The sequence below is a fragment of the Thermoanaerobacter sp. RKWS2 genome, assembly GCF_026240795.1.
In the GTDB taxonomy this organism is placed as follows: domain Bacteria; phylum Bacillota; class Thermoanaerobacteria; order Thermoanaerobacterales; family Thermoanaerobacteraceae; genus Thermoanaerobacter; species Thermoanaerobacter ethanolicus.
Window position 1 is genome coordinate 2,683,802 of the sequence record NZ_CP110888.1, and the last position, 19,063, is coordinate 2,702,864.

A 19,063-nucleotide genomic window follows, 5' to 3' on the forward strand; every position below is an offset into this window, starting at 1 on the left:
ATTAAGAAATCAAAAAAGTGAAGGGGGAACATATAAATGCTTGATGAAAAAGCGAGAGAAGCTATAGCATTAAAGAGATTTTCACTGATAAGTCCGGTGTTAAACGGACAGGTAAAAAATCAGAAAGAATATTTTGATGCTCTTTCCGATAAACCTATTGAGATACCTTATCTTGGAATGAGAAGATATACTCCCAAGACACTTAGAGGGTGGCTATATCAGTATTTAAGAGGCGGTATAGAAGCGTTAAAGCCGGGTTATCGAAGTGACAGAGGCAAATACAGAAAGATAGACTTTGAACTTTCAGAGAGAATAAAGCAAAAGAAGCTTGAACATCCTGAAATGCCAAACAAACTTCTTTATGAGACATTGATAGGAGAAGGAATAATATCACCGGATAAAGTATCCCTTTCGACATTCTATAGGTTTTTGAAAAACATTCCTGTAAAATCTTTAGATAAAGAAAAAGAGGGTAAAACAAAGAGGTTTTCCCATGAATACATCAATGAACTGTGGCAAACTGATGTCATGTATGGGCCATATATTAAAGAAGGTAAAACAAAGAGACAAACGTACCTTATTGCATATATAGATGATGCTTCCAGGCTGTGTACCTATGCTCACTTTTACTATACCCAGAATTTTTTAGCTTTAAGAGACTCATTTAAAGAAGCAGTGCTAAGAAGGGGAATACCCAAAATGCTCTACACTGACAATGGAAAGATATATAGAAGCAGTCAATTTGAATATATATGTGCCTCACTAGGTACATCTCTTATTCATGCTGAGCCCTTTTCACCTCATTCAAAAGGAAAAATAGAAAGATTCTTTCATACGGTGAGAATGAGATTTTTAAGCACAATAGATCCTACATCCATAAAGAGTATAGATGAGCTCAATATGATGTTTTTTAAATGGCTGGAGGATGATTACAACCGAAAAGAACACAGCAGTATTGGCATGAGTCCTTTAGATTTTTTCATGTCTCAAATATCAAGGGTAAATATGTGTAAAGACATAGATATGTTGAATGAATGTTTTCTCATAAGAGTAAATCGTAAAGTAAACAAAGATGCTACACTTAAAGTGGAAAATATACTTTATGAAACAGAAGAAAAGTTTAAAGGTATGCGCTTAGAAGTCAGATATGACCCGCAGTGGCTTAAGGATAATACACCTCTTCTACTTTTTCATGAAGGCAAAAAAGTGGGGGAAGCGTATAAGGTAAATTTTCATGATAATGCTAAAATTCCCATAGGATACACCCAAAACAAAAATGCTGTAAGCAGAAATGAAGAGTTAGTTGATTTTATTAAACACACAGTGATATCCTTTAACGATATCATTGATTAAAAAAGAGGTGTTTACAATGTTTACCCAATATTTTGGAATGAAATTTAATCCATTTTCTAAAGAGATAAGTGTAAACGACCTTTACATAAGTGAAGACATTGCTGAATTAAATGCCAGGCTAAAATATTTACAAGAAACAAGGGGTATAGGACTTATCGTTGGGGAGGCCGGTTCAGGCAAATCTACCGCATTAAGAAGATATGCTGAAAGCCTCAACCGTTCTACATTTAAACCATGTTACTTTGCTCTATCTACACTCACAGTGAGAGAATTCTATCAAGCATTGGCTATGATTTTAGGCGAAACACCCTCATACAAAAAAGTAACGCTCTTTCACCAGATACAAAGAGCGATAACAGAACTTTACTATAGCCAGAAGATAACTCCTGTCATAATATTAGATGAAATACAACTGGTTTCTAACGATGTTCTTGAAGATTTGAGAATAATATTTAACTTTAATATGGATTCTCAAAACCCGTATATATTGATACTTTCAGGACAACCACACATAAGAAACAAACTAGCCTTGAATGTAAACAGTGCACTAAGGCAAAGAATTTCTATAAAGTATGTGATGCAAGGGCTAAAAAAAGAAGAAATTCAAGATTATATAAAAACAAGAATGAAAATAGCCGGAGTGGTGAATGATATATTTACACCATCAGCATATGAAGCAATATATTCTCTAACAAAAGGGCTCCCAAGGATAATAAATAACCTGGTAACAGCTTCTCTTCTCTATGCGTATTCTAAAAGGCTAAGAGAAATAGATGAAGAAGTAATATACCAGGCACAAAATGAAATCAGTTTGTGAGAGTAGTAGCTTTCGCTACTCTCATTTTTTATTATACATCAATTAACCCAAATTGCCAATAACAGATATTAACATATTTTAGCGGTAATGCTCTTAAAAAGTGAAAAAAATTTTTAATCAGGCTGTGATAATTTGAGAAAAAATACTTTTATGCACTTAAAAAATGCCATTATAATTTGAAAATCTTTGGAGATTTAATTTGAGAATTGACAGTCTACTCCTTTTATTATGTGCCTTGATGCAAGGACATTTACTACGTCATATGCCCAATTGTCTTTTGTTACGTCTTTGAATTCTTTGTTGTATTCAAAGACTTCATAGGTTGAGAAGTGTTTGGCTTCAAAGGTTATTGTGTTTGTTCCTTTGTCAATTTTTCCTCCTACGTATTCCCATTGATTTGTCTTCTCGTTTAAGTAGTATACTCCTATTTTTCTTATGTCTTTTCCACCTTTTATGTTAAATGTCATTTTTACTGGTGACCCTATTTTTATGTCTTTGTCTCCTGCTTTTATTGTTATGTCATAGGCGCTTGTTATTGGCTCGAAAGATGATGCGGTTATTTTGCCTTTGTTGTGTATGTTAAGTTTTATTGTTCCTGCTTTGTTTATGAGGTCAATTGCTTCTTGTGATACTCCCAAAGTTTTTGCATCAAATTGAAGAGCTACTTCGTCTGATTTTACTACTACGTTTTTGTTGTTCTCTGCTATTAAATTAAGTACAGTTACAGGTATTTCTAATGCTTTTTGAGGTGTAGTTCCTATATTTGTTAAGTCAAATTGTATTTCTTTCTTTGAAGTGTCTTTTATGTCTTTTGCCACTTTGTTTTCGTCTACTGTAAGTGTTGTTGTGTTATTTTCTACAACTACTTTGCCTTGTGATACTTCTTGAGTTGGCTTTGCTGTTTCTTCAGTGCTTGCAGGTGGAGTCACTGGGGGTATAATAGGTGTAATACCTACGCCTCCGCCAGAAGAAGGTACTTCTTTTACTGTAACATTGACAGATGTAGTTTTGTCGTCATAACTTATTTCAATTGTGGTACTGCCTGCTTTAACCCCTTTAACAAGCCCTTGGTTTACTGTAATTATATTTGGATCAAAATTATATTTAGCATCTTTTGTCACGTCTTTTGTTGTGCCATCAGAATAGTTTGCTGTAACTTCTATTTGTGTAGTTTCTCCCACTTTTATTTCAATAGAAGAAGGTTGAACTTGTATATTTTCAAGAACTGGGTCTGTTACTGTAATTGGAACATTTAACGCACTATTGTTATACACGGCAGTAAGCACAGTGCTTCCTTTAGAAAGGCCTTTTACAACTCCCATAGTGTAGTCAGCAATAAGCGGATTTGCAATTATAAATTTAGTGTAATTTGTCACATCTACTTGACTGCCATCTGAGAAATGATTATAAACTGCAATTGGCATTGCTTTGCCTGCTGGAACTGTTATAGATGGCGGGTCAACACTTATCCCCAATGGTACAGCTTCTGAAACTACAACTTTTATATCAACAGATTTATTATCATATGTGGCAGTTATTGTAGTCTCACCTGGATTCATTCCAACTACAATTCCATTACCCTCTACTTTTGCAATGTCCCCATATACAGATTCAAACACTGCTTTATCTGTTATATCTTTTGTTGTACCGTCTGTATATATTGCATTAACGGTTATTTTGCCTGTTCCCCCAACCGGTATATAAAGTGGATTTGGATTAGCATTAAGTGAGTCAAGCGTGACTTTTGCAAGTTGTATTGTCTTTTGTGTTCCATTGTAGGTTATTGTAACGTAATTTTGTATATCTGAAGTATACACATTTGCAGCTACTGTAACTTCGGCTTTATTTGTTGCCACATCTACTGCACTTATCGAAATGATATTATTTCCCACGTTAAGAGGTACTCTGGCAATAAAGTTATCATTAAATGTTGTGTAATCATCAGCTTCTTTGTTAAGTATATTGTTGCCATTGATAAACAGTTTGTATCCAAATCCTGTATCGTACACATTGCCTGCTACTGTAAGGCTTACTCCTTCAGGTGAAATAAAGCCTTTGAAATTATCTACATTTAAAGTAATTTCGGGTTTTGTAGTATCTATATAAATGGGTATTGCAAATTCTGTCTTGTGTTCATATGTTGAAGGGTCGTCTGCATTATACAAATTATCAAATGCAAGGAATTTTATTTGTTTCTTTCCATCACTGTAAAAATGTATTGTTGTTTTGAAAGTATTGTCTGGATTGACTGTTACTTTTTCATCATTAATATAGAGTTCACCCATAAATGTCGTCTCATCTTCTATGGTTCCTGAAACAACAATATCTCTTGTATTAAATATTTGTGCTACTTGAGGTTCTTTTACAGTAATTACAGGTCCAAAATTGTCTTTTATTTCTGGGTTAAATGCAATACAGCTATTATTTACACCCATTATATCAGAAATATTTCCTGCATAGTCTACACCAAGTACAGCAATAAATGTATAGCGGTTTGGAAGAGGGACTTCTGCTGAAGTCACATCATTTGGTAAGACTTTTGCTTCAATATTTGCTACGTTATATGTCACAGGGTCAATCTTTCCTGTAAAGAGAACATAATAATCTATACCTGAACCTTCTTTATCAGTAGCTGTCCATTCAATTATTGCTTTTCCGTTTGAAATGTAATTTTCGTTTAAATATCCATATTGATCGACATAGCCATCATTTATCATAACTTCAGGCAATATTGTATCGACTTTAACAGGCATTTGAAGAACTTGTGTCTTTGCATTTGGATAATCTATCTTAGATTCAAAGCGCATATAATATTGTCCATCAGGAACTGCTTCAAATTCTCCTGTCGCAGGGTTAAATGCTTTGCCGTCCCATATCCATGAATCGGAAATTCTCGCCTTGGAAGTTTCTGCAACGTTCTTTCTTAAATATTCTTCTTGCGATATTTCTCTTATTACATTTCCATTACCGTCTACAACGCTTACTTTAAATTCTCTTGCATTTCTCATAAATGAAAGCACTGGCTGTGCAAAATCAAATACACCATCACCATTTGGCGATATAGCAATTGTAGATGGATCAGGTTTTTCTTCCTCACGTCCCAAGTTACCTAAGAAATACAAGTCTTCATCTATAACTCCTGCCATACCTGTAAGTCCATAATAAGTGTCATCTTCCCAAAGAGGTGAATCTATAATTCTCGGTTCATCCCAACTTCCATAAAAAGCTGTATAAGGTACGCTTAGTTTGGGAAGATTGCTATCTTCTGGAATAAAGCTTAAAAATCCTTCCGCAAAAATATTTTGTGGAGCATTTTGAGGAATTATCAATGTAACATTGACAGTCGCTTGTCCGTTCGCAGGCACTGTCACAGTATCTTTATCAAATTTAACTGTCGCCCCTGTAAGGGTTGTTGTTTCAGCAAAGTTAAATCCCCAAAGAACATAATCTGTCAAAACTCCATACTCGTCCTTTAAGGTATACGTAACATCACTCTTGCTGTGATTTTTAAGAGTCAAGATAAAGGTTGCACTATTTCCAATACTGCCAAGGGCAATACCGGCTTTCCCATTCACATCTGTAATTGTCACAGGTGTCTTGATTGCCTTATCTATTTGAATCATACCTGCCCCTTGTTGTCTCGGTGAATAAGGCTTAGGACTTCTTAAGATTTTACCTGTATAAAGAGCAGCATTGTCGTTTGTATCAATTATAACTTTGGCTGTATTCATAGCCATTATTTTAGCCATTTCAACAAAGTCTCTGCCATCTTTGAAAGTTAATTCACCTTTAGATACTTTATCTTTAAGAGCTTCAGCAATTAACGCCATTGCACCTGCCACATGAGGTGATGACATAGATGTACCGCTCATCAAACCGTAAGAATCTTTGTTAAGTGTTGAATATATTCCGCCGCCAGGTGCCATTATTTCCGGTTTAAAGTCAAAGCTTGGTGTAACACCCCAGGATGAAAAGTCTGTTACATTGTCTCCCGGAGGAACTCCTAATTTATTTGTTCCTATAGCACCATCAAATTTTACTGTGACTTTTTGCCCTTGATCTAACAAAGCTTTAATTGCAAGACCTGCATCTCTTAAAATAGACACAGAAGGAATTTTCGTACCTTCTCCTAATGCCATTGAAATTGTTCCTGTAGTATTATTGAAAATTACTGCAGCTACTGCACCAGCATTTTGTGCATTTATCGTCTTTGCGTTAAATGTAATAGAACCTCTTGAAATAAGGGCAACTTTACCTACTACATCTTTACCTTGAAAATCCTCGGGTCTACCTAATCCACAGTATACTACCTCATACTCTCCTTTCAAGACATCTGCAGGGTCAATAGGGTCATGGTCTGTAGGACTTCCTACAGAATATACTACTCTGTCAAAATCTTGTGGAGCAGGATTTACAGAAAAGCTTTTTCCTGTAAGTCCAGGATTTATAGAAGCAGCCACTTGAATAGCATCAAGCCACAATCCAGGCGAGCCGACAGTTCCTATATCTGGATCCATTGCATATGGATAAAATTCTGCGCTCGTCGAATAACTGGAGTTACCAGCTGAAACAACAACTATTACGCCATTGTCAACAGCATTTTTTATCGCCAGGTGCTCAGGGTCATCTGGACGGACAAAACCTGCTGTTGAGCCTAAGCTCATGTTTATGACATCTGCTCCAAAAGCGACTGCGTGGTCAATACCTGCTACTATATCGTCTGAAAAAGCAGATGCAAAATTAGGGTTATTTGAAAATACTTTTTCAGCTATAAGCTGCGCCTCAGGTGCAACGCCTTTAATATTGCCATTTGCTGCAACTATACCTGCAACGTGCTGTCCGTGCATTGACTGTGTAGCACCAATATCTATAATTTGATCATTATTGTCTGCCCAGTTCCAACCAACAGGTACTTTATCTGTAAAATATTTATAAGGAAGACCTGTTGTATTTGCTATTTCCTGTACTTTTGCTTGAGTCAATTTTACTTTGGAACTATCTGTTATTTTCATATCCTGGTGCCTATAATCTATTCCTGTATCTACTATTGCTACAACCATTCCTTCTCCTTTATATCCCAATTCATTCCATACAGTAGGAGCATTTGTAGAATAAACTGCTGTTTTCATATCAAGGAAATACTCATTTACAATTCTTACATCTTTTACTCCAGGCAATGTTTTAATTTTTTCTATATCTTTAACTTTTACCTCACCACTTATGCCATTTAAAACAGTTTTATATGTATGTCTTGGTTTAAAATTGAAATTTTTGCTCAATACGCTTTTTAATTGAGTTTGTTCTTGAGTAATTTTGCTTAAAATAGTCGTTTTTTCATTTTGCGTCAAAGTTTTGAGAGTCTTGTTAGACTTTAATGCAAAAGAAGCAAGACTATCCTTTTCTAATTCCACAATAACTCGTACAGTTTCATCAGGATTATATTTTTCAATCTCTTGCTTGGAACCATCTCTTAAATTTTGCATCTCTTCTCCAAATTGTTCCACAACTTTTGACTTGCTTTGATAGGGTTTAGCAGTTTCTTTAAAATTATCTTTAGCAATCTGTTTTACAAGATTATAATCGATTTTTAGCGAATCTAAGGTAAGTTTTGGGTTATTCGATGATGGCATCTGCTCCGAATAACCAAAAGAGCTAAAAGCACCAAATACCAATGTAAATGCAATCAGAAAAACTAAAAACCTTTTACCCATAAAATCTTAACCCCCTTGTTTTTCATCTTCCTTATGTTTCGACAAAAAGATACAATTTTCTTCCCTTCATCCCCCCATTTTATGAAATATCTATAATCTAAGGGAATAAACCCTTAGATAGCATATGTTTAATAATTATAAATAAAATTTGTAATTATTGTTGAATTTGAGACATTTTATTTAAAATATAATATACTAATCCTTTGTATATCTTTTGCTTTGCTATTTGTATGATTACTATTTAATGTTGCATAAATTTCATATTCAATATTATTCTATATAAATTACATTTTTCCTTCTCTGGAAAAATAAAATTTTTTATTTATAAAACACACTCTTTGCAAGAAATTATTCATTTTATAAAATTAAGAAAGCTACATGCAAAGCATGTAGCTTGTTACATTTTCTTTAGCACTTCTATTGCCTTATCTAATTGAATATCCTTATTGTTTAATTCTTCAAGCAGTTTAACCAATGCATCATAAGTGTTTTTATCAAAAACCCCTGTCGGAGTTAATCCCGCTTTCCTTTGCAGTTCTTTTACAGCGTTCGCCGTTTTAGGTCCAAAAATACCATCTTCTGGGCCCGCATTAAACTTCAATATATTTAAATTCTTCTGTAAAATTTTCACATCATTTCCTCTGGAACCTACCTTCAATGTGCCATTAAATTTAAATGAAGGAGTATATTGAGTATTTACCACATATATATCTGGTTTCAAGCCTTGTTTGTCAATATATCTGCCTGAAGGGAGTTTATACCTTGCAATTGTAAGCTTAAAACCACTTCCATCTGGCAATGGCACTACTGATTGGACAGTCCCTTTTCCAAAAGATTTTTCCCCCACTAATATACCTGCTTTTGTATCCTGTATAGCCCCTGCTAATATTTCAGCTGCAGAAGCAGTATTGCCGTTAATTAAAACTGCTAATTTATACTTAGGATTATTGAGATAAGAATAATATGTTTCATTTTCTCCATTTTTTGTCTCTACAGTCAATACAACTCCTTTTGGAACAAAAAAGTTTGCAACACTTACCGCCTCTGTAAGAAGTCCACCGGGATTATCTCTTAAATCAAGGACGATTTTATTTATGCCGTTATTATCCATATACGTGAGGGCATTTGCTATATTAGATGTGGTATTTTCATTAAATTCTTGTATTTTTATATATCCAACTCCATCGATTATTTTATAGGAAACTGGATTGACACGAATTATTTGTCTGGTAAGTTCAAATTCTCTTATTGCCCCTCCTACGTCAAAAGTGACCTTTACTTTTGTGCCTTCTTCTCCAATTATCATATTTACTACGTCGTTTATATTCATTCCCTCAACGCTTTTGTCGTTTACTGCTTTTATAATATAACCACTTTTGATTCCAGCTTTTTCAGCAGGCGAACCTTCTAAAACGGAAGTTACAACAATTTTTCCGTCCTTTTCAGTCAAGACCATTCCTGTCCCACTGAAAGTTCCGGAAGTATTTTTGGTAAAATCTTTAAACTCTTCTTTTGTAAAATATGTACTATATTCATCAAGGCTTGAAAAAATTCCTTTTAAAGCTGCTTCTTTGAGTTGATCGTATGTCACATCTCCAATATAATTATCTGTTATATACTTCATTATAGAACCAATGTCTGCAAGATTATCATATAGTTGTTGGTCTGTCGTGGTTTGCGTTGAAGATTCAGCAAAAACATGTACTGGAACAGTAAAAGCAAGACTTGCAGCAATTAAAAATATCAAAATTAGCGCCAAAAATTTTTTCACAATATATACCTCCATTTCTAATATATTGAGTTATAATCTCTCCGCTACTACAGTTTAATTAGGTTATGAATAGCGTTCAAAATATTAAAAACTATTCAAAATTTTATTAAACACTTTTCTTTGTTAGGCTACATTCAGCCTAACCGGGTGTAACCCCACACCTCTATCCCCTCCGCAAATGCTTCGGGGAATACTTTTTTGATAATGTTGTATGCGCTGTTTACATCCGCGTTTATTAAAATACCTTTGTTGCTCCTAAATAATCCTCTTTTTATCCTGCGGCTTGGGTCATAGTTTTCTTTGCTGACCTCTTCTCCATCTAAAAAACTGCAACCACTGGTATAACTCTCTTCTGCAAGTATGAGGTTTATCCCTTCTTCTTCACATTTGTACTTGAGCATGTTTATGAACTGATAATAAGGGATACTCACAAAATTTTGATTGTTTATTTTCCCTAATTCTATTTCCTGCTTCCATCCCGGGTTGTATCCAACTACAAGTGTATCTATATTATATTGTTTGCAAAAGTTTACTATAAATCTGCTTATTTTATGCATAAGGTCTTTTATTTTGTTGTCTCTCTTTATTGATAGCTTTTTAATTCTATTGCTGGTACCTCTGTCTCCTACATAACTCATTAACTCAGCCTTTTTCTTGTTGTAATATTGATTTATTGACTTAATAACTTTGCCATTAATAACAATAGGCTTTATGCCTATGTTATTTGCCAAAGTTGCAAAGTTATTAAGTCCCAAATCTATTCCAGCTATTCTTTTTGAGGATTTCTTTGTTTCAACTACTTCTTTTTCATAAACTATTTCAATAACATAAACACTTCCTTTTGGGATTATCCTGACTTCTTTTAATTTGCCTTCCACTCTCGTTTTAAGCTTTAGATCTGTCTTTGGAAAAGTTAAATATCCGTCTCTAATCTTACACTGTTGATTGGTGAATATAGCAATGCTTCTCCCATTTTTCTTTTTGTATTTTGGTAATTTAGGTTTCCCATTAAACTTGCTTTTATCTTTTCTCCATTCTTTCATTGCTTTAAAAAATGATTTCCAGTTTCTATCGAGAAGTCTCAAGGTTTGTTGTGCTGTCTGGGCAGGTAAATTTTTGTAAGTCTCGTGTTCTTTTAACATCTTATTGAGCTTCCTGTACCTTATCCATTTTTTGTTGTTTATAAATTCCTGCCTTGTAATGTAGTTAGCATAATTGTATAAGTTTTTTGCTGCAAAGCATATTTTATCACAATAAGGCCATAATTCATGATTTTTATTTATCTGTATTTGTTCTACTCTCTTGACTATTATCTTCAAACACCTCGCTTTCTAAAAGCTTTCTTATTTTTTGAATTTTTCTTTTGCTGTAGAATTTCATACTGTAACAGTGCAGCAAACTTATAATTTCTTCAATTATTTCCTGAGAATCAAGCTCCTCATTACCAACTTCTGATACAACAATCATTTCAGTATTAAATTTTCTAAATAAATGTTTAAACAATTCAAATCCTGCTCTGCTTAACCTGTCTTTGTAGGCTATAATAACCCTCTCTACTTTACCCGCAAGAACATCATCAAGCATTTTAAAAAATTCATTCCTCTTTTCAAAGCTAATTCCACTTGTTATGTCAGAGAATACTCCGTGTATTTTATACCCATTACTAAAACAAAATTGTTTCAATAATTCAATTTGATTTTCTAGATCTTTCTTTTGTTTTGGGGTTGAAACTCTTGCGTAAATGTATGTTTTCCTTTCAACACCTTTCATAAAAATTTTGTATACGTCTTCCTCATTATAATCATAAAATCCATTTGGCATAACTGTTACTCTTATTTTTCCTTCTTTTACATATTTGGTTAGTGTTGGCCTTGATATTTTTAATAATTCTAAAACTTCTTTTGCTTTCATATTTATATCACCCATAAATATTATAGCATAACTCACGAAGCAAAGTAAATATATTTTATTAAAAACTTTAATATGTTTAAAGCATTTTAATATTTTTTTGTTACTATATCACATTGGTTAATCATAAAAATTTATCACATAATAAAGTTTCAAAGGTTTCCCTATACTGATAGAGAAACCTTTGAAACTTGAGCACCGTTATTTTCACAATGGAGTTTATATACTCTATAATCTATCTCCATGCTAGTATACACACTTCCTACTCCTTCTACTACTGTATCTACCTTATCTTCCGAGCAAATAGCCATAATTGTGGGGCCTGCTCCACTTAAAAAAACAGAATAAGCGCCTGCTTCTAAAGCTTTTTCAAAACAGGCATACATTTCAGGTATAAGTTTAGAGCGGTATTTTTGATGGAGCATATCTTGAGAGGCAATCTTTAACAAGTCGTACCTTCCACTAAACAAAGCAGCTGTCAAAAGAGAAGACCTACCTGTATTGAATACAGCATCTTTAAAATCTACTTTTTTGGGCAATATACTCCTTGCTATTTCCGTCTTTAAAACTTTTTTGGAGTAAAAGTGATAAATTTTAAATCATTTTCTAATTCTTTTTTTACATAATAAGTACTTACCCCGTCAAAAACAGTTATATTTAATCCACCATTTAGAGCAGGGCCTACATTATCAGCGTGTCCTTCCATAGAAGCCGCAAGGTCTAAAATTTCCTCATGTGTTAAAATACCTCCTGCAAGTTCATTTGCTGCTAACATCCCACCAATTATCGCCGCCGCACTACTTCCAAGACCACTGCCTATGGGAATACCATTTCTTATCTCTATTTTTAATCCCTCATATTGTGTCTCAGTTTTTTCAAAAACTCTTTTAGCCGCTTTATAGACGAGATTATCCTCAGTTGTTTCTATTTCTTTATAGTCATCTCCTGAAACCTCTATCAAGAGCCCTTCTTCTATAAATCCCATAGAAATTTCTGTATACAAATTTAGTGCCACTCCTATGCAGTCAAAGCCCGGTCCCAAATTTGCTGAAGAAGCGGGAATTCTCACTTTTACCATGTCACTCTCCATATAAAACTTCCTCCAATGCTTTTAGATTCGCCTCTATTGTTTTTATCTCTCCACCTAATTTAACAGCAGTATCTGGATCCTTTAATCCATTTCCCGTTAAAACACAAACAACAGATTCTCCTTCTTTAAAAAATCCTTCCTTGTATTTCTTAATAACCCCTGCAATAGAAGCTGCTGAAGCAGGCTCTGCAAAAATACCTTCCTTCTTGGCTAAAAGCGCATAAGCCTCCAGTATTTCTTCATCTGTAACTTTGTCAATGAGTCCACCTGACTCATCTCTCGCAGCGACAGCCTTTTCCCAGCTGGCAGGGTTACCTATTCGTATCGCTGTTGCAATAGTCTCAGGGTTTTCAATTACTCTGTTTTCAACTATGGGTGCAGCCCCAGCTGCCTGAAAACCTAACATTTTAGGAAGTTTATTTATTTTCCCCGCATTATAATATTCTTTAAAGCCCATCCAATAAGCTGTTATATTCCCTGCATTCCCCACAGGAAGCGCAACATAGGAAGGAGCATCTTTAAGTTCGTCACATATTTCAAAAGAAGCTGTCTTTTGTCCTTCTAACCTATAAGGATTTATAGAATTCACCAGCGTTATGGGAAATTTTTTTGAAATCTCTCTAACTAACCTCAAAGCATCATCAAAGTTTCCATCTATAGCAATAACCTTAGCACCATAAGCAATCGCTTGAGCAAGCTTTCCTAAAGCAATTTTGCCGCCAGGTATAAGTACAATGCTCTTGAGCCCTGCCTTTGCTGCATAGGCAGCTGCAGAAGCAGAAGTATTTCCTGTTGAAGCGCACACAACTGCATTAGAACCCTCTTCTTTTGCCTGCGACACTGCTACAGTCATACCCCTGTCTTTAAAAGAGCCTGTTGGGTTTAACCCTTCGTATTTCAGATATATTTTTATGCCTGGAAAAAGTTTTTGAAGATTTACAGCCTCATAAATAGGTGTATTGCCTTCTTTTAATGTAACTATGTTTTCCTCTTTTATTCTAGGCATAAACTCTCTATAAGCTTTTATTAGGCCTTCCCACCCCATTGACTATTCCCCCTCTACTCTTATGACACTTTCTATACTTTCTACTTCCCTCAGATTTTGTATTTCTTCCAGGGCTTCAAATACTTTCCCTGTATTCGCGATATGAGTGATCAAAACAATCTCCGCAGTATCCCCTAAAACCCCTTTTTGTACTACCGACAAAAGACTTATTCCTTTCTCTCCTAATATACCAGTAATTTTGCTCATTACGCCAGGTTTATCAAAGGCTATGAGCCTTATATAATATTTGGATGCAGTATCCACAATAGGAAGAAGGTCTGCATCTTCGCACCCATTTTGAATTACAATATGGTTTTTTACATCCATTATGTCCGCAACAACTGCACTGGCAGTAGGCATCATACCTGCACCTTGTCCATAAAACATAACTTCCCCTACTGCATTTCCATCAACTAAAATAGCGTTAAAGACTCCATTTACGCCGCTTAAAGGATTGTCTTTTTTTATCATGACAGGATGTACCCATGCTTCTAATCGCTCTTTTTCGTCAATTTTTGCATAAGCTATGAGTTTTACATTGTACCCCAATTCTTCTGCATATTTTATGTCAGATTTAGAAATAGACTTTATACCTTTTGTATAAATTTTTTCAGGCAAAGTGAATTTGTTAAAAGCTAAAGTGCATAGTATGGCAAGTTTTCTTGCCGCATCAAAGCCTTCCACGTCATCTGTCGGATCTGCTTCTGCATAACCTTTTTGCTGAGCATCCTTTAAGGCTTCTTCAAAATCAAGGCCTTTTTCTTTCATTTCTGTCAATATATAATTTGTAGTTCCGTTTAATATTCCTTTGATTTCGTATATTTTATTTGCTGCAAGACATTGTTTTAATGGCCTGATGATGGGAATGCCACCACCAACTGATGCCTCATAGAGAAGACTAACTTTATTTTCTGTCGCAAGTTTTATTAGCTCTTTACCGTGAACTGCTATGACTTCTTTGTTGGCAGTGACGACGTGCTTACCACTTTTGAGAGCTTTTATAATATAATCCAGAGCGGGATGTTCTTTCCCCATCACTTCTACTACTACATCTATTTCTTCATCTTCTAAAATGTCATCTGCATTAAAAGTTATTTTTCCTTCTGCAAGGGGTGTCCTCTTTTTATTGGGGTCTTTCACAAGTATCTTTTTTATCTCGATTTTCTCCCCTATCTTTTTTTCAATGTTTTTGCCGTTTAGGTTGATTAAATGAACTACGCCTGTTCCAACTGTTCCAAGCCCCATTAGTCCTATTTTCATTCATATCCCCCTTATTCTCCTAAAATTTCTATTTTCCTAACTCCGTTTTGACTGGATAGTTTCTCAAGGAAATTTTCCAAACTCATTTCCATGTACTGGGTATCAATAGAAATAGTTACGCTCGCAACCCCCATCGAAGGTATACTTTGATTTATAGTAACAACATTGCACCTCGCATCTGCCACAACGTCAAGAATAGAAGAAAGCACTCCTGGCATATGCTCCAATACCATAGATAAAGTTATGATTTTCCCTTTGCTAAATTTAGAAAAAGGGAAAACATAATCTCTATACTTGTAAAAAGCACTGCGAGATATGCCTACTTGTTTTACTGCTTCATTGATGGTTTTCACTTTGCCCGATTCTAATAATTCTTTCACTTTTAAAGTCTTTTTAAGAGAGTCTGAAAGGATTTCTTCTCTTATTATATAGAGTTTCCCATCTTCTCCCATGAATTTCACCTCCACTGTTTTTGTTGCATAAACATTATTCCATATATAGAATACATATTATCACATTAAATTATAAAAATCAATAGCAGTTTACGTTTACTAAACAAAAAAGCAATTGACAGAAACTAAAAATATGCTCTATAATTAACTAATAACTGCATAAATTGTTTGTTAAATTGCGTGTTTCTCCGCTTTTTAAAATAATTATTTAGTCAATTTTGCAATTTATTAGTTTTAAATTTGCAATTTTTTCTTTAACCAGTATTTTGAAAAGAATGTTGAATATATTATTGTTTTGTTTTAATATAATAGTAAAGTAATATATTATCACTTTAAAGTTTTAAATTTTTTATTTTATACTTTTTTATTATCTTCTATATTAGAAAAAGGGGGCATACGGTTTTTGTTTACAAAATTTTGTTTAATAGTTGCTATAAGGAGGTAGCTTAATGACAAATTCAAATGGACTTTTTAGGAAGAAAACTTTGGAAATGATATTAGCTGATACAGAAAGCGAACAATACAAACTAAAAAAATCATTAACAGCAATTGACCTTGTTGCATTAGGTATTGGCGCAATCATAGGTACTGGTATTTTCGTTATAACTGGGGTTGCTGCAGCAGAACATGCGGGACCTGCTATTATACTTTCTTTCGTGTTGGCTGGTTTGGCTTGTGCTTTTGCTGCAATCTCATACGCAGAATTCGCATCAATGTTCCCAATTGCAGGTTCAACTTATAGCTACAGCTATGTTGCATTAGGAGAAATCTTCGCGTGGATCATAGGATGGGACTTAATACTTGAATACGTCTTTGCACTTCCAGCAATAGCTTTGGGCTGGTCCGGTTATTTTACTAACCTTCTTGCAAGTATAGGAATAAATATTCCTGATTGGGCAGCTCATTCTGCTTGGCAAGGTCCAGGAGGACTTATAAATTTGCCGGCAATAGGCATTTTATTATTAGTGGCTGCACTTGTATATATAGGTACAAGAGAAAGTGCTACTGTCAATAATATAGCAGTTGCATTTAAAGTATTTGTCGTACTTTTCTTCATAGTAGTTGCAGTATGGCACGTAAAACCAGTAAACTGGCATCCATTCATGCCTTATGGATGGAAAGGGGTTTTTACAGGTGCAGCAATTGTGTTCTTCGCCTATATAGGTTTTGACGCAGTCTCAACCGCAGCTGAAGAAACAAAAAATCCTGCAAGAGATTTACCAATAGGAATATTGGGTTCTCTCGGCATTAGCACTATTCTTTATATAGCTGTTGCTGCAATACTCACTGGTGTAGTTTCGTATGCCCGGTTAAATGACCCAGCACCTGTTGCTAAAGCTCTTAACATAATAGGTTTGAACTGGGCAAGGGGCCTTGTATCCATTGGTGCTTTAACAGGTATTACGACAGTTTTGTTGGTTATGACATATGGTTCTACAAGAATAATTTTTGCAATGTCCCGTGATGGATTGCTTCCACCTGCTTTTTCAAAGCTTCATCCAAAATTTAGAACACCTACTTTGGCTATATATCTTATAGCAATAGCAACTTCTTTAGTGGCAGGCTTTTTACCAATAGGAATTATAGCAGAACTTGTTAATATAGGAACTATGCTGGCATTTGTACTTGTATCCATTTCGGTTATAGTACTAAGATATACACAGCCAGACTTGCCAAGAAAATTCAGAGCACCTGGTGTACCATGGACACCTCTTTTGGCAATTATATTTGTAGGTGCTTTGATGGCATCTCTCCCATGGGAGACATGGGTAAGACTTATAGTATGGCTTATAATAGGATTGATTATTTACTTCTCATACGGCAGACATCACAGCAAACTAGCTCAACAAAAGCAATAGCTAAAATAAAGATCGAGTAGGAGCTGAATAATTATTTTATTCAGCGTCCTCTCACACCACCGTACGTACCGTTCGGTATACGGCGGTTCATTAGGAATTGTGTACAATTAGATATCTTTGGGATAAACTCTTATAACCTATGCTTTCAAAGTATTTATTTGTAAGAGTCTTATTTAGGATTGGGCTATTGGATATTCTCCAGTAGCCTTTCCTTGTATTGGCGTATTCCCAGGCTTTTTGTTCTTCTACTCCTAGTTTTACTAAGTTATCATGCTTCGTTTTTATCTTCTTCCATTGTTTCCATATACATGCCCTTAGTCTTCGCCTTATCCATTCGTCAAGGGTTTTCATTATGCTTTTCGCGTCTGCTAATCCAAAATAGTTGACCCATCCTGTTGTTATTTGATTTAGTCTTTTTATTCTGTTTTCCATGCTTATTCCCTTGTTCCGATTGGTTATTTCTCTTACTTTTTCCTTAAACCTTTTGATGGATTTTTCATGGATTCTTATTCTTACTTCGTTTTCTTTTGTGTAGAATGAAAATCCAAGAAATTTTCTTCTCCATGGTCTATCTACAGCACTTTTTGCTTCGTTGACTTTTAGTTTTAATTTGCTTTCTATGAATTTCTTTATGCTCTTCATTACTCTGTTTCCTGCAGACCTGCTTTTTACATATATGTTGCAGTCATCTGCATATCGGCAGAATTTATGCCCTCTCCTTTCAAGTTCTTTGTCTAGTTCGTCCAACATTATGTTTGCTAATAGTGGACTTAATGGCCCTCCTTGGGGTGTCCCTTCTTCTGTTGATACTTTGATTCCGTTTATCATTACTCCTGATTCTAGGTATCTTCGTATTAACTTTAGTACCCTTTTATCTCCTATCCGCTTTTCTAGTTTGGACATTATTATGTCGTGGTTTACTCTGTCAAAGAACTTTTCTAAGTCCATATCTACAACCCATGTGTATCCTTCATTTATGTATGCTTCTGCGGCTTTTATTGCGTCTTTTGCACTGCGTCCTGGTCTGAATCCATAACTGCTATCAGAAAATGTATGGTTGTAGACTTTATTTAGTATTTGGGCTATTGCTTGTTGTATTAGTCTGTCTAGTACTGTAGGTATTCCTAGTAGTCTTTTCCCTCCATCAGGTTTTGGTATTTCTACTCTTCGCACTGGTTGTGGTTTGTATTTCCCCTCCAGCAGTTGTTGTTTTATGGTTGCCCAGTTTTCTTTGAGATACGGTAGAAGTTCATCTACTTCCATCCCATCGACTCCATGGCTTCCTTTATTTGCAACAACGCGCTTGTATGCTGCTTCCATGTTCCCTCGTTCTACTATCATTTCAAGCATCTTGCTGGTATATCTTTGTACCTCGTTTCTTCCATCTTCCGACGCCGATGATATACTATGCACTTCCGTTGTCTTTTGAAATTCCATTTCTCTATTCAACGGATAGCCTCTTTGTTGAGTTGTCTGCAGTCTCTGCATATCTTTCGAGTCCATAAGATTTCCAAAACCTCCTAACGTTCGGTCCTTCCTTATCTATTCATGTCTAGATAAGTACTATGACCTCTGCTGACTTCTCAAGGTTCAGCCATACATCACTGCATGGGTTGTCACTTCAGATTTTACTCCCATGACTTATCCTTGAGACCTCCCCGGGTAAGAACGATAACTTTCATCTCATATATCTGCCAGATTTACTGTATGGGATTCGGGTAGTGTTGGACTTCGTTTTGTTACGCAAACTCATCCATCCCAATTCAGCCTCTTATCTGGTTCTTATTCATCAGACCG

The 19,063-nt window shown here is 35.0% G+C and carries 10 protein-coding genes and 2 pseudogenes; 3 read left to right on the forward strand and 9 right to left on the reverse strand.

What is annotated here, in order from left to right:
• Positions 1 to 36 precede the first annotated feature (36 nt).
• Entirely contained in the window at positions 37 to 1,353 is a 1,317-nt protein-coding gene (locus OEI98_RS14220; RefSeq protein ID WP_266036855.1) for a DDE-type integrase/transposase/recombinase, read from the forward strand.
• Between the two features lie 16 nt (positions 1,354 to 1,369).
• Entirely contained in the window at positions 1,370 to 2,170 is an 801-nt protein-coding gene (locus OEI98_RS14225; RefSeq protein WP_003871651.1) for an ExeA family protein, read from the forward strand.
• A 194-nt stretch (positions 2,171 to 2,364) separates the two neighbouring features.
• Here OEI98_RS14225 and OEI98_RS14230 read toward each other — a convergent pair whose 3' ends face one another.
• The 8 genes and pseudogenes from OEI98_RS14230 to OEI98_RS14265 form a co-directional block, all read right to left on the reverse strand.
• Positions 2,365 to 7,881, reverse strand: coding sequence for a S8 family serine peptidase (locus tag OEI98_RS14230; RefSeq protein ID WP_266038612.1), 5,517 nt, complete (start codon positions 7,879 to 7,881; stop codon positions 2,365 to 2,367).
• Positions 7,882 to 8,278: 397 nt separating this feature from the next.
• Positions 8,279 to 9,652: a S41 family peptidase gene (locus tag OEI98_RS14235; RefSeq protein WP_266038614.1), complete on the reverse strand. Its 1,374-nt coding sequence runs from the start codon at positions 9,650 to 9,652 to the stop codon at positions 8,279 to 8,281.
• Positions 9,653 to 9,775: 123 nt separating this feature from the next.
• Positions 9,776 to 10,971: pseudogene (locus OEI98_RS14240) on the reverse strand (RNA-guided endonuclease InsQ/TnpB family protein).
• The gene (locus OEI98_RS14245) at positions 10,928 to 11,563 is read right to left on the reverse strand and encodes an IS607 family transposase (RefSeq protein ID WP_266038617.1); all 636 of its coding nucleotides are present in this window, start codon (positions 11,561 to 11,563) and stop codon (positions 10,928 to 10,930) included. The pseudogene OEI98_RS14240 and the gene OEI98_RS14245 overlap by 44 nt, the downstream one beginning before the upstream one ends.
• Positions 11,564 to 11,724: 161 nt before the next feature.
• Positions 11,725 to 12,650, reverse strand: a pseudogene (gene thrB, locus OEI98_RS14250) (homoserine kinase).
• Positions 12,640 to 13,695 (reverse strand): threonine synthase, encoded by a 1,056-nt coding sequence (gene thrC, locus OEI98_RS14255; protein WP_004399641.1) that lies wholly within the window; start codon positions 13,693 to 13,695, stop codon positions 12,640 to 12,642. Before thrC ends, thrB begins: the two are co-directional and overlap by 11 nt.
• 3 nt (positions 13,696 to 13,698) lie before the next feature.
• Positions 13,699 to 14,955 (reverse strand): homoserine dehydrogenase, encoded by a 1,257-nt coding sequence (locus OEI98_RS14260; RefSeq protein WP_019908137.1) that lies wholly within the window; start codon positions 14,953 to 14,955, stop codon positions 13,699 to 13,701.
• A gap of 11 nt (positions 14,956 to 14,966) precedes the next feature.
• Positions 14,967 to 15,407, reverse strand: a complete 441-nt coding sequence (locus OEI98_RS14265) for an ACT domain-containing protein (RefSeq protein WP_003871326.1) — start codon at positions 15,405 to 15,407, stop codon at positions 14,967 to 14,969.
• Between the two features lie 449 nt (positions 15,408 to 15,856).
• Between OEI98_RS14265 and OEI98_RS14270 the strand changes: the two genes are divergently transcribed.
• Positions 15,857 to 17,266 carry an amino acid permease gene (locus OEI98_RS14270; protein WP_266038627.1) on the forward strand — a complete coding sequence of 470 codons (1,410 nt, stop codon included), beginning with the start codon at positions 15,857 to 15,859 and terminating at the stop codon, positions 17,264 to 17,266.
• 90 nt (positions 17,267 to 17,356) lie between these two features.
• Here OEI98_RS14270 and ltrA read toward each other — a convergent pair whose 3' ends face one another.
• Positions 17,357 to 18,769, reverse strand: a complete 1,413-nt coding sequence (ltrA, locus tag OEI98_RS14275) for a group II intron reverse transcriptase/maturase (protein WP_266038629.1) — start codon at positions 18,767 to 18,769, stop codon at positions 17,357 to 17,359.
• Positions 18,770 to 19,063 lie beyond the last annotated feature (294 nt).